Origin of the sequence: Parasphingorhabdus sp. (assembly GCF_965233695.1) — a bacterium.
Classification (GTDB): domain Bacteria; phylum Pseudomonadota; class Alphaproteobacteria; order Sphingomonadales; family Sphingomonadaceae; genus Parasphingorhabdus.
Window position 1 is genome coordinate 900856 of record NZ_OZ247497.1, and the last position, 12612, is coordinate 913467.

14 protein-coding genes are annotated in these 12612 nt (G+C 57.1%); 4 read left to right on the forward strand and 10 right to left on the reverse strand.

Translation table 11 applies throughout. The features are described 5' to 3' along the window. Window positions 1–22: 22 nt before the first annotated feature. The 6 genes from ACO6S1_RS04165 to ACO6S1_RS04190 form a co-directional block, all read right to left on the reverse strand. Window positions 23–634 (reverse strand): PEPxxWA-CTERM sorting domain-containing protein, encoded by a 612-nt coding sequence (locus ACO6S1_RS04165; RefSeq protein WP_422345072.1) that lies wholly within the window; start codon window positions 632–634, stop codon window positions 23–25. A 146-nt stretch (window positions 635–780) separates the two neighbouring features. Continuing rightward, window positions 781–2373, reverse strand: coding sequence for a bifunctional phosphoribosylaminoimidazolecarboxamide formyltransferase/IMP cyclohydrolase (gene purH / locus ACO6S1_RS04170; protein ID WP_422345073.1), 1593 nt, complete (start codon window positions 2371–2373; stop codon window positions 781–783). Window positions 2374–2381: 8 nt separating this feature from the next. Further along, window positions 2382–4172 carry a heparinase II/III family protein gene (locus ACO6S1_RS04175; protein WP_422345074.1) on the reverse strand — a complete coding sequence of 597 codons (1791 nt, stop codon included), beginning with the start codon at window positions 4170–4172 and terminating at the stop codon, window positions 2382–2384. Then, the gene (gene rpe, locus ACO6S1_RS04180) at window positions 4169–4831 is read right to left on the reverse strand and encodes a ribulose-phosphate 3-epimerase (protein ID WP_422345075.1); all 663 of its coding nucleotides are present in this window, start codon (window positions 4829–4831) and stop codon (window positions 4169–4171) included. The genes ACO6S1_RS04175 and rpe overlap by 4 nt, the downstream gene beginning before the upstream one ends. 118 nt (window positions 4832–4949) lie before the next feature. Further along, window positions 4950–6254 (reverse strand): RsmB/NOP family class I SAM-dependent RNA methyltransferase, encoded by a 1305-nt coding sequence (locus ACO6S1_RS04185; RefSeq protein ID WP_422346133.1) that lies wholly within the window; start codon window positions 6252–6254, stop codon window positions 4950–4952. A gap of 85 nt (window positions 6255–6339) precedes the next feature. Beyond that, complete coding sequence (locus ACO6S1_RS04190; protein ID WP_422345076.1) at window positions 6340–7239, reverse strand: M48 family metalloprotease; 900 nt, start codon at window positions 7237–7239, stop codon at window positions 6340–6342. Between the two features lie 84 nt (window positions 7240–7323). Between ACO6S1_RS04190 and ACO6S1_RS04195 the strand changes: the two genes are divergently transcribed. Beyond that, a complete protein-coding gene (locus ACO6S1_RS04195; RefSeq protein WP_422345077.1) occupies window positions 7324–7533 on the forward strand; it encodes a DUF1674 domain-containing protein in 210 nt (69 codons plus the stop codon). A gap of 24 nt (window positions 7534–7557) precedes the next feature. Further along, window positions 7558–7887, forward strand: coding sequence for a hypothetical protein (locus ACO6S1_RS04200; protein ID WP_422345078.1), 330 nt, complete (start codon window positions 7558–7560; stop codon window positions 7885–7887). A 16-nt stretch (window positions 7888–7903) separates the two neighbouring features. Here the strand turns inward: ACO6S1_RS04200 and ACO6S1_RS04205 are convergent, their stop codons facing one another. From ACO6S1_RS04205 to ACO6S1_RS04215, 3 genes are all read right to left on the reverse strand, one after another. Further along, window positions 7904–8251 carry a nuclear transport factor 2 family protein gene (locus tag ACO6S1_RS04205; RefSeq protein ID WP_422345079.1) on the reverse strand — a complete coding sequence of 116 codons (348 nt, stop codon included), beginning with the start codon at window positions 8249–8251 and terminating at the stop codon, window positions 7904–7906. Between the two features lie 77 nt (window positions 8252–8328). After that, window positions 8329–9297 carry a subclass B3 metallo-beta-lactamase gene (gene bla / locus ACO6S1_RS04210; RefSeq protein WP_422345080.1) on the reverse strand — a complete coding sequence of 323 codons (969 nt, stop codon included), beginning with the start codon at window positions 9295–9297 and terminating at the stop codon, window positions 8329–8331. A 51-nt stretch (window positions 9298–9348) separates the two neighbouring features. Further along, a complete protein-coding gene (locus tag ACO6S1_RS04215; protein WP_422345081.1) occupies window positions 9349–10125 on the reverse strand; it encodes a helix-turn-helix domain-containing protein in 777 nt (258 codons plus the stop codon). Between the two features lie 127 nt (window positions 10126–10252). Here ACO6S1_RS04215 and ACO6S1_RS04220 point away from each other — a divergent pair, with 127 nt between their 5' ends. After that, window positions 10253–10693 carry a hypothetical protein gene (locus ACO6S1_RS04220; protein ID WP_422345082.1) on the forward strand — a complete coding sequence of 147 codons (441 nt, stop codon included), beginning with the start codon at window positions 10253–10255 and terminating at the stop codon, window positions 10691–10693. Here ACO6S1_RS04220 and ACO6S1_RS04225 read toward each other — a convergent pair whose 3' ends face one another. Continuing rightward, the gene (locus ACO6S1_RS04225; protein ID WP_422345083.1) at window positions 10694–11680 is read right to left on the reverse strand and encodes an SDR family oxidoreductase; all 987 of its coding nucleotides are present in this window, start codon (window positions 11678–11680) and stop codon (window positions 10694–10696) included. It lies immediately after the preceding gene. Between the two features lie 87 nt (window positions 11681–11767). Here ACO6S1_RS04225 and ACO6S1_RS04230 point away from each other — a divergent pair, with 87 nt between their 5' ends. Next, on the forward strand, window positions 11768–12592 hold the full coding sequence (locus ACO6S1_RS04230; protein ID WP_422345084.1) for a TauD/TfdA dioxygenase family protein: 825 nt from the start codon (window positions 11768–11770) through the stop codon (window positions 12590–12592). Window positions 12593–12612: the final 20 nt, after the last annotated feature.

Below are 12612 nucleotides of genomic sequence, written 5' to 3' on the forward strand. Positions count from 1 at the left end.
TCTTTTCTGTTGCTGGCGCCGTTTAAGCGTAGCTGACTTTTACATTGACCTTACGTTGGCGACGCATGGCAGAACCGATGGCACCAAAGCCAAAGATCATGAATGCCCATGTGGCCGGCTCAGGCACCGCAGCCATGGCTGTCAGGATCTGCGCATCATCGATCGCCGCTTCGACATTATTACCGCTATTGCCGAAAAGCGAGAAGGCGACGAGGGTTTTTGTAACATCCAGCTGGCTGGTCAGATCAAAAAATTCATAATCTGATGACGATGTGGAAAGGACAAACTGGTTTTCCGTATTATCATCGTAGAAGAAGGCAAAAGCCACGGCCGCGCCATTGGACGAATTCATATGCCGGACCCAGATCGAAGCTTCAGTAATATCCGAGCCCGCGACGCCAGCGAAATTCTGACGCAATTCATAATTGCCGAAATTACCTGCACCGAACGCGCCTGTCCGAGCGAAACTGGAACCCGTTGCCCAATCCACTGTGCCGCCAAGTTCGCGGTCCTGGAACCAGGGCGACAGATCGCCGCTTTCGAAGTCGCCATTGACAAGAATGTTGGCAGCTTGTGCTGGCGCGGTCATGCCCGCGGCTGCCACAACTGCAGAGGCAAGAAGTATTTTTTTCATGATTATCCCTTTTATTGGGCTTGCCGGCCGGACAGCCGAACATGCCGCGAATTTAGCGAACCCACTGGCCCGTTAACAGATTTTACACCATAGTGCAATTTTCTTGCGTCCCATAATGAGACGGTCAAAGGTACGGACTTCTGCCGTTAATGCCGAAAGTGCCGCATCCCGGTGAACAGCATCGCCAGACCGGCTTCGTCGGCCGCCGCGATAACCTCATCATCACGGATCGAGCCGCCTGGTTGAATAACCGCTGTTGCGCCAGCCTCGACCGCCGCCATCAAGCCGTCAGCAAAGGGGAAGAAGGCATCAGAAGCCACCGCGGAGCCGATGGTTCGTGCTTCGTTCCAGCCAGCTTTTTCCGCCGCGTCTTTGGCTTTCCACGCCGCAATGCGCGCGGATTCGAGCCGGTTCATCTGCCCTGCGCCCACGCCAGCCGTAGCGCCGTCTTTGGCATAGACGATGGCGTTGGACTTCACATGTTTCGCGACAGTCCAGGCGAACAGGCAGTCCGCTTTTTCCTGCGCGCTCGGCTCTCGCTTGGTGACGCATTTCAGGTCATCTTCGGCAATCTGACCATTGTCGCGCGATTGCAGCAGATAGCCGCCCGCTATCGTCTTCAGGCCGATGCCGCCGCGCGCCGGGTCTGGCAGGTCGCCGGTCAGCAAGAGCCGGAGGTTTTTCTTCTTCGCAAAAATTGCGCGCGCATCCGCATCGGCTTCGGGGGCGCAGACGACCTCGGTGAAAATGCCCGTCATCGCTTGCGCAGCCGCACCGTCCAGCGGCCGGTTCACTGCGATGATCCCGCCAAAGGCCGAGACGCTGTCGCAAGCAAGTGCTTGCTTGTAGGCTTCCAAGATACTGTCACCGCTTGCTACACCGCAGGGATTGGCATGTTTGACAATCACCACCGTAGGCGGGCCATCGCGAAACTCGCTGACCAGTTCCAGCGCCGCGTCCGCGTCGTTATAATTATTATAGCTCAGCGCCTTGCCCTGCAATTGTTCAGCCTGTGCAATGCCCTTGGCCGAAGGACCATCGGGCAGATAGAGCGCCGCCATCTGGTGCGGGTTTTCGCCATAGCGCAATTCGGTCGGCTGGCTCATCGTGAGCGGCAGGGTCGGCGGGAACATCTGGCCCTGATCGGCAAAGCCGAACCATTGTGCGATCATGCCGTCATAGCTGGCGGTCGCGGCAAAGGCCTTTGCCGCCATTTTCTTGCGGAAAGCGATGCTGGTAGCGCCGCCGCTTTCCTTCAGTTCCGCCAGCAAGGTGTCGTAATCTGACGGGTCGGTAACGATGGTCACGAAATCATGGTTTTTCGCCGCGCTGCGCACCATGCTGGGTCCGCCAATATCGATATTCTCGATAATCTCGTCGCGTGCCGCACCCTTGGCGACGGTCTGGGCAAAGGGATAGAGATTGACGATCACCAGATCGATCCCGGCAATATCATGTTCTTCCATCGAAGCGACATGGCCCGCATCATCACGCCGCGCGAGCAAGCCGCCATGGACCTTGGGGTGCAATGTTTTGACGCGGCCATCCATCATTTCGGGAAAGTTGGTGACGTCCGAAATATCGGCGACTTCCAGCCCCGCATCGCGCAAGGCCTTTGCCGTGCCACCGGTTGAGATTAACGCCACGCCCATGGCGGCCAGTTCCTTGCCCAAATCCGCCAAACCGTTTTTGTCGGACACCGAAAGCAGAGCCCGTTTGATTGTAATATTATCGGTCATGATCGCCTTTATCCCATATGTTTGAGCAGCCAGCCGGTCGCTCCGCCGCCGCTGCCCACTGTATCCGTTATTACCATCTGCATCACGCTGTGGGGAATGCCCATGCCGTCGACCCAGACACTGTCTTCCAGAACTATTTCACCGCCGGTCGAGCGGAATTGCCATAAATTACCGTCTTTCAGGCGCAACAGCACACCTTTGCCTTCGGATATCAAGTCGCTCTCAATATCCGGCCCGAGGTGGAAACGCAGCGCATATTCCACGTCTTTCTTCTTTCGCCGCCGTTTCTTGCCATCAGGGATCAACATGTCTTCGCCGCGCAACTCCAAGCCGTCAGACCGCATAAGCAGCAAGCGTTTGTGAACCAGCCCGAACCGCTTTGCATAGCCATTATGGCTGGCTTCCAGCCGGGTCGCATTTTCGACATCGCGGCGGAACAGCTCAACCTCGCTTACGCCGCGGCCGAGCTTCCCGTCGGGAAGGATAGAGGTGCTGTTGCTATTGTCGATACACAAAGTGCTGTGCGCAGCCGTGGTGCGCAAGCCCCGGGCGAGGGAAGCCGGAATGGTCGCGCCGACCAGCCCGGCCCCACCACAATTGCCGATAATACGATTGTCGCCATTGGAAAATTCAAACGCCAGTGTCGATGCGCATCCCGCCACGGCCATCCGTGCAATTGGCGGCGGCGCGGCATCGAGTATCAGAACGGAACGCCCCGATGATACCCGCTGATAGCCCCAGTCGCGTGCCTGGCGCAGTGGTCGTGCGCGGATGCCGCTGGCTTCTATGACTTGTTCGACCTGTTCCGACGAGGTTGCACCACCACCCTGCCAGTTGCCCATGCTGCCATCAAAATGGGTCAGGCCGGTAAGCGGCGGGACCGCTTGTGCCAGTGCATTTTCCAGAAATTCGGGCGCATCTTCCTCGCGTGCGAGATAGACCTGTTTGAGCATAGAAAGCAGCACTACAGCATCCATCTGATTGAGCGGCGAACGTGACACGGAGCCGCCATCAGGATAGAAAAATTCGCCCATCGCCTTTTCCAGACCCGCCTCGCCGACAATGCGGCGCACCCGGCCTTCGGGGATCAATAACGAGGCCGCCACGACACCGCTCCACGCAACCAGCCGACCCAGACTCGATGTTGCTTTGTCCGCGGTCCGATCAAGATGCCGGGCGGTGCGCGCGATATTGTTGAGGACTTTGGAACGGTAGATCAGATCGCCGGATGACAGGATCAACGGCGCATGACTTGCCCAGATCAACAGGCGCCAGCCGCAATTATCAGGCCGCCAGGCCGGTTGCCGGATTTTCTTGCCATTCGCGTCCAGCCATTCTTCCATCAGCTTTTCGGCTACCGGTAGCGCCTGATCCCGAGATGCTGCCGTATCAAGATCGCGCAGCCAAACGAACCGGTGGACATAATCTTCAAAAGCCGGTGGCAGCTTCAGGTCGGCAAAATCGATCCCATCGAGCTTTTTCTTAAGCCCGCGAAACAGAAAATGCCCGGCACGGACAGCCATGCCCTGCACCCGGTTGCCTTCGACCGGATCGACCGGCACAGCCAGCAAGCGCAGCGGCAATTTGCCCGACAGGCGCAACCGATGCAGCGGCATCCTCCAGGTCATGCGATAGTAGAGTAGCGCGGTTTGTTCGGCCAGTGATTGCCCGCGATCCCCGCCTGCGCGCAACGTCAGGCTGCGGCCTTCCGGCGCCTCGCTTTCTTCACCGCTATAGCGCTCTAAGCCACTGCCCGGATCATCGGCCATGCCATCAGTTTCGGGGCTTTTTGCGCTCATTCACCCCTCAGGCCGCTTATGTTGGCGGCATATTGGTCGGGACCGCCCCGAAAGGTCGCAGTGCCCGCCACCAATGTATCGGCTCCTGCCGCAATCGCCTTGGGCGCCGTATTCAAATCAATACCGCCATCCACTTCCAGCCGGATATCCTTGCCGGTCGCATCAATGCGTTTGCGGATCGCCTCGATCTTGCGCAGCTGCGTATCGATAAAACTCTGTCCGCCGAAACCCGGATTGACGCTCATCACCAAAATCAGGTCGAGATCGTCGATTAGGAAATCGAGCACTTCCAGCGATGTCGCGGGATTGAGTACAAGCCCGGCCTGTTTGCCGAGCGTATGGATCGTTTGCACGGTGCGATGCGGGTGGGCACCGGCTTCAGGATGAAAAGAGATGATGTCTGCACCGGCGTCAGCAAAAGCCTCAAGATATTGATCCACCGGCGAAATCATCAAATGCACGTCAAACGGCTTTTCACTATGCGGACGCAGCGCTTTGACGACAGCCGGGCCGATGGTGATATTCGGAACAAAATGGCCGTCCATGACGTCAACATGCACCCAGTCGCAGCCCGCTTCATCAATCGCACGAACTTCTTCACCCAAACGCGCAAAATCGGCGGAAAGGATGGAGGGAGCGATACGGATCGGGCTGGTCATGGCGGTTCCTTTACAATGCTGCGTCTAGGATTTTTATATAGCGCCTGCAAGGCGCGAATCGGCGCAAAACCCAAAGGCCTGTGGACAATTTGGGGACAGGCTGAATTTTAACGCCCGGTCAGGCTTTGCGCTGCAATCGCGCGATGAAAAATCCGTCAAGATGCCCTTTTTCGGAAAGCATGTTGGGCAGCGTCCGCACGCAACCATTTTCGGTCGAGCTGATGCCCGCGGGAAGTTCATCGGGTTTGACCGCAGCCAGTGTGAAATCTTCATGGCTTTCGAGAAATTGCTCGATCTGATCTTCGCCCTCTTCCGGTTCCAGCGAGCAGACGGTATAGACCAGCACGCCGCCCGGTTTGACCCATGGAGCAATCCGGTCGAGCAGCGCCTTTTGCACCTCTGCACGCTCGGTAATCTGGCGGGATCCGATGCAATGCAGCACATCGGGATGGCGGCGAAAAATACCGGTTGCGCTGCACGGTGCGTCCAGCAAAACTGCATCGACCGGCTCTGATGGCTGCCATTTCATCAGATCAGCAATGACAATGTCCGCGTCCAGCCCGGTGCGCCCAAGATTGTCCTTGAACCGCTCCATCCGTTTTTCGCTATTGTCGACGGAAACGGTTTTCCAGCCCGCGGATGCTAGCTGCATCGTCTTGCCACCCGGCGCAGCGCAAAGGTCGAGCAACGTTTTGCCGTCGCCTTCGCCTAGCAGTCGGGCGGGCAAGGATGCTGCCAGATCCTGCACCCAAAAGGCGCCATCGTCAAAACCCGCCAGCTCGGTGACAGGTGATCCTGACGGCATACGCAAATGTTTGGGTGCGAGCCTCTCGCCCTCCAGCGCGCTGGTGTCATCCGCTTTGAAACTGAGATCAAGGGGAGGCGCGCCGGCCCATGCCTGTCCTGCAGAAATAGCTACATCTTCGCCCCAATGATGGGTCCAGCGGTCCAGCGTTTCGCCGGGAATTTCGGGAACCTCCGGCAAGGCCAGTTTACCGGATTCGAGTCCGCGCATCACGGTGGAGAAGACGCCATGCACGAGCCGCCGCGGCCCGCCATGGACCAGCGGCAAGGCGGTCGCTATCGCCGCATGCTGGGGCGTTTCCAGCACCAGAACCTGCACCAGGGCAATACGCAGAGCCATCCGCGCCTTGGCATCATCGGGAAGACGTTTCTTCGTCGCGCTATCGATCATCGCATCGAGCGCGCTCATCCAGCGCAGCGCATTGGCCGCGATATTATGAGCAAGCGAACGATCAGATGGATTGTTTAGCTTTGCGGTGGCCACAGGTAACGCCTGATCCAGTGTTTCACCGCGCCGGCAAACGGCATCAAGCAATCGCAAGGCGGCGGTTCTCGCAGGGAGGCCGGGAATTTTATTGTCGTTAGAGATGGTTGTGTTCCTGCGCAGGCAGGAACCCATCTCCGGCCGTATCAAGATCATGGTACGGGAGATGGGCTCCCGCCTTCGCGGGAGCACTTGCGCTATTTACGCGAATGAATCAATGCTATCGTGTCGGATCAAGCGCACTACGCCTGTTTTTAAGTCGACCCATATCGCCAACTTCATCGGCATTGTTCGACCAGCCGTCCGATCCCCCGCCCTGCGCCATATCGTGCAGTGCCGCGATCCGGTCTTCGGTTGCGGGATGGGTGGAGAACATCTGCTTGACGCCGGACGGCACTATGTAAAGCTGTGCCGCTGCCGGATTGCGCTGCGCCACCGGATTGGGAATGCGCTCTGCCTGCCCTGAAATCTTGTGTAGGGCGGACGCGAGTGCGAGCGGCTTGCCGCTAATTTCGGCTGCCGAGCGATCCGCACCAAATTCGCGGGTCCGGCTTATCGCCATCTGGACAATCATTGCCGCAAAGGGCGCGATAAAAACCGCCAATATGCCAGCCAGTCCGCGATTATCGCGAAAGAACAGGCCGAAATTGGCAAGCATCGACACCGCACCGGCAATCGTTGCAACCATTGTCATGATAAGCGTGTCGCGGTTTTTCACATGGCCCAGCTCATGCGCCATCACGCCTTCAATCTCGTCATAGCTCAGCATGTTGAGCAGGCCGGTTGTTGCCGCGACCGCCGAATGTTCAGGATCACGGCCGGTGGCAAAGGCATTGGGCTGTGCCTGGTCGACGATATAGACTTTCGGCATCGGCAGTTGGGCGCGCTGTGCCAGTCGCTGCACCATGGTATAAAATTCCGGGTGGCTGCTGGCGTCTACCTCAACCGCCTTGTGCATTTTGAGCACGATTTTATCGGCATTCCAGTAGGTAAACAGGTTCATACCTGCCGCCACCAATAACGCCAAAATCGCCCCGCGTGGCCCGCCGAGCGAGAAGCCCATGACCATGAACAGGGCGGTCAGCGCCGCCAGCAACATAGTCGTCTTTAGAAAATTCATCTGTCTACTCGCTTGATTATAAGACTTTCTCCCTCGATATAGGGTTTGAGGCGGGCTTTTTCAAATAGGCAGGAAATAGAAAATATGGCCGGAAATGATAGAAAATCCCTTGAACAGCAGGCAGCCAGAAAACCCGGCGAGCGACCCGCTGATGTCAAACCGCCTGCCTATCTGTCCAAAAGCCCGCCGTTGCCAGAGCCCGATCCCCTGGACAAGGCCGATGAGATTCTGGAAAAGGATGGTCCCACCCGCTATGGCGATTGGGAGCATAAGGGTCTGGCGATAGATTTTTAGGACTCGGCACGAGGAGAGGCAGAAATGACCGTCAGTGCAGAAATCGCCGTCCTTATCGGTGCCGTGGTCGGCGCGGTTGCTTCGCTTGCAACGGTGTTTCTGACCCATTGGCTGGCAAAACGGCGCGAATATCGGCTGGATGACAAGCGCAAGGAGCGGCTGATCCTGCTGCTGCGCGGCGACAAATATAAGTGGCGCAACATCGAGACATTATCGTCGGCGGTCGGCGCGGATATTATCAAGACAAAGGAATTGCTGATCGAGATTGATGCCCGCCAGAGCCTGTCGAACAACAGCTCTTGGGGCCTGATTTCGCGCAATCCCTATCCGGAAGATATTCAGCCCAAGGATTGAAACGCGCTGCGGCGGCTTACCCCTCCGGTACCGCATAAAAGTCGCGATAGGATATCAGCTGGCCATCCGCGACCTTATATAATCCAACCCCTTCAATATCGCCTTCGGGCCGTTTCCATAGCCAGCGAGACCAGGCGACATGCTCGTCACCGGCTATTTCCAGCACCTCGAAATGCATTTTTTTGTCCGCCAGTTCCTTGGTCAGTCCGGCGAGCAGTTTGTCGATAGCCGGCTTGCCCTCTACCCGCCCGATGGCGGGGTCCTCGAACACGGCGTTGTCGGCAAATAGGGGACTCAATTTGGTATAGTCATGGCCATTCTGAATTTCCCAGAATTTCTCGATAACCTGTTTTGCACTTGCCATATTCTTTCACTCCATCCTCTGATGCCCTTAAGTTAAGAGCGGGCTGGGGCTTTCTGCAAGTCGCGTTTTGACTAGCATCAGGGCGCTGCAGCCTCGGTCTGTTTCCGAAGGCCATCCTTGAACCAGCCTTCTATGGTCGTGATGAACTTGCCAAAAGCCTGATCATCGACAAAGGCCAGCGCATCGCCCGCTTTCTGCTTTTCGCGTTTTCTCGCCAAGCCAAAAAACCCGGGGTGGTTGGCCAGGAACACATCCGGTTTCCAGTCACGGGTTTTGTCAAACGTCTTGTGGTAATCCTCAACAATGCCCTCATATTGCGGCGGATTGACCAGCCGGTTCGCGGCAACGGTGGCCGAACAGAAAAATAGCACCTCATATGTCTTTCCATCCTGCCGGCTATTCATGGTCCAGGAGGTACAGCCGCGCGTGTGGCCCGGCGTGATATGGGCGGTTAGCGTCACGCCGCCATGGCTGACCGTCTCGCCATCAGCGATGATCCGGTCTACTTTTACTGGCGGAGCGTTGAGAAAATCCTCGTCTTCCGAACCCAGATAGAAACCGCCTTCCAGTGCTGATCGGTCGCCTGCGCTGGCGATCATCTGCGCGCCGCTTAAAGCTTTCAGATCAGCAAGCCCACCGGAATGATCGAGATGGGCATGGCTGTTAAGCAGAACTTTTATTTCCTTGGGATCATAGCCTAGTCGGGCGATTGCATCGGCCACCATCGGCCCCTGATCCGGCATCCCGCCATCGATTACGATATGGCCATCTTTGGTCGGAATGAAGAACATACCCAGGCCCTCGGTACCGACATAATAAACGCCTGCACCCTTTTCGCCAATGATCCGAAAGGGTTCGACCGCAGCATACCAGCTCGGATTATCCCTGCGCCATTTGGCAAGATTTTCGGCGCTGACCTTATTGGTCGCGATGGTTTCGGACGGAGCATTGCGAGGGTCTTCTGTCGCTGTTTTTGCGATATTGGGGCTGGGCGCACAGGCGGCGAGTGATAATAGCGGCAGGGCCAAAAAACGCTTGGTCAACATGTTCAAAAAGCTCCACTCCCCCACAAACCCTGCACGGCCTGATGACAGACGCTAGCTTTCAAAAAACTGAACCGTTTCATCATCCATCGGGAACATCAATTCAATTCGCGTTTCGCCTGCCTGGGTATCCTGTACCGATCCGAATTGCGCGATGGTCGAGAATAAAGACAAGCGGTTTTCCCCCACCCGCAAGATCGTCGGAATCACCGCCTGATTGAGATTGATCGCCGCGAGATCGGCATTCTTGACCTGCTCCAGATCAGACAGGCGTTGCATCAACGCGGACAGTTTTTCATCGCCGCCCAGCTCCAGTATCTCTGTGCGCAACCGGGTCAGGGACAACATCGCCACTTCATCCCAATTTTCGATCAAGCCCAAGCCAGCGCTGTTGATCAATATGTCCATCATGTTGACCGCGCCACCCGGATTGGCGAGCGCCAACAGCATTTGGGCGCCCTGGTTGGAGCGAACCACGTTCCAGTGCCGGTCGACTGCAATGCCGGGATAGGGGTCGTGATGGTCCAGCATCGTTGCAATTGCCTGATGCACGGGCGCGAGTTCCGGCGCGTCGTCCGGCAGGCTGGGATAGACCGCAGCAAAACCGGCGGCGTGCAGTGCCTGATTGGCCATCGGTCGCGGGAGCTGCAAAGCATCGGACAGGCGCAGCACCATGGCACGGCTGGGCCTGGACCGACCGGATTCAAGAAAGCTGAGATGCCGGGCAGACATGTCAGCCTCTAGCGAGAGGTCCAACTGGCTGAACCGGCGAACCTTGCGCCATTCCTTCAATATGCTGCCAAATTCCGAGCGTTCCATTTCCGATGCCATCACCTGCTCCCTTTCATTGGATTATCGCATCATGCCAGCACAGCACAAGCCGCGCACTTACCTGTCAGGTAATTGTTTTCGTTATTGGAATGGGCTTTTATGATGACGATTAAACAGGAGATAGATCATGTCACCCACAGCAACAGCCTTTTCCATGCGGATCATAGGCGTAATTTCCATCATCACGGCGGTTCTATTTGCGCTGGCCGGCGTGAATGATTTTACTGGCGCCAATGATATCTTTTTCAATCTGGCATCCTCCGGCACAGAAGGTGTTGCCGGACTGACCACGCCCGAGTCAAAACTTGCCATGGCAATTGCCGGCGGTGTGTTCGGCGGATTGGGCGCGATGTATCTGTTTATCTCTGCGCCGGGGATTGAACAGGGCAGTTCGCTGATCCGCAAGGGCAGCATCTATGTCTTTCTGACCTGGTTTGTCATCGACAGCGGGGCATCAATCGCGTCGGGCAACGCCGCGAACGTTATTCCCAATCTGGTCTTTCTGGTCGTTTATCTGGCACCGTTGTTGCTCGTTAAACAGACAGAAGCAGCAACCGCCAGCGTCTGATCAGCTGCGCTGGTGCACATCCTTGATCCAGGGGCCAAAGGGCGAATTGCCCAGCATGGCAACCTGGGTCTGGGCGCTGACCTCGTTAATCGCCATCTGCGGTTTCCGGCCGGGATGGACAGGAACACGCAGCGGCCGCTTTCCCGGACTCATGGCGATCAGACCGGCAATCGCGCGCGGAACATCCATCGGATCGGCTGAACCACCGCCATCGCGCAGCGCGCCGGCGACCAGCTCGGGATAGGCGGCTTTGCGTTCTTCGCTTGCCCGTTCGAGCATTGGTGCGGTCAGCTTGTTGCCATTATCCCAGATCTTTGTGGGATAACCGCCCGGCTGTACGACAGTCACATCCACGCCGTGCGGCACCAGTTCATAAGCCATTTGCTCGCTCATCGATTCCAGAGCAAATTTGGTTGACGAATAGAGGCCCATGCCCGGCACCATCACCCGCCCCAGCTGCGACGAAATATTGACGATCAGTCCGGCTTTTTTGGCGCGCATCATTGGCAATGCAGCGCGTGCCACCCGGTGCGGGCCGACAGTGTTGGTCTCGAACAACAGCTGCGTCGCCTCGATATCCTGCAACTCGACCGGCGCGCCAGTGCCGATACCGGCATTGTTGACGATGACATCCAGCGCACCGCCGTTCAGCCGCTCGGCCTCTGCCACCGCTTTGGCAACGGACTCATCCGACAGCACGTCGAGCTCCAGCACGGTAAGATCAGCGCCGTCTTTCGCTGCGGCTTTCAGCTGGTCTGCTTCCGCACGCGGCATGTTGCGCATGGTGGCAAAAACCTTCGCGCCCTGCTCCGCATAATGCAGCGCACCCAGATAGCCAAAACCCGAGGAACAGCCAGTGATCAATACCGACTTGCCAGTCAGGTCCGCATCTCCCTGGGCCGCGACCGACTGGCAGGCGGTGAGCGCGATACCGGTTGCCGCTCCAGCGGCAAGCATTTGACGGCGATTGATTTTCGTGTCGGTCATGAGGACGGCTCCTTATCTGAATCGATTATGCCAATATCATAAAAACAGGCTATACAGCTATCGCATAATGAAAATGAGGGGAGGATCATGCAGATATCGAAAGCAAGCGAAGCGGTCGGCGCGATTGTCGAGAATGTTGATCTGACCAGGCTCAGCGATGATCAGTTTGCCGAAATCCGCACGGCGTTTTTCGGTCATGGCGCCCTGTTTTTTAGGGATCAGCAACTGACCCCGGAAGACCATATCGCCTTTGCCGAGCGCTGGAACGATATCGACATCAACCGCTTTTTCACACCTGTCGAGGGCTATCCGCAAATTGCCAAAGTCCTCAAGGAACCCGATCAGGAAGTGAATATTGGCGGCGGCTGGCATACCGATCACAGCTATGATGAGGTTCCCGCCATGGGCTCCATCCTCTACGCATTGGAAATCCCGCCCAGCGGAGGAGACACGTTATTCGCCGGCATGCACGCAGCTTATGAAGCGCTGGACGACACTATGAAGGAACGGCTCGACCGCCTGAAGGCCCGCCATGGCAACGCCCATATTTTCGGCAAAGACAGCGCCTATCAAAAGAAATTTGGCGGCCGTTTCGGCAATACGGAGTCCGCGGTGCAGGAAGCGATCCACCCGGTCGTGCTCCGCCATCCCGAGACCGGTGCAAATGGCCTGTACGTCAATCCGGGCTTCACACTGAACATTGTCGATATGAGCGAGGAAGAAAGCAAGACGCTCCTCGCCGAACTATACGCTCACATTTCCCAACCCCAATTTCAATACCGCCTGCAATGGGAAGAGGGCATGCTGGCGATGTGGGATAACCGCTCCACCTGGCACTATGCACTGAATGATTATCAGGGCCACCGGCGGTATCTGAACCGGATTACTGTAGCGGGCGTACCGCTGCATTGAAGTTATCCAGATAGTGTTTG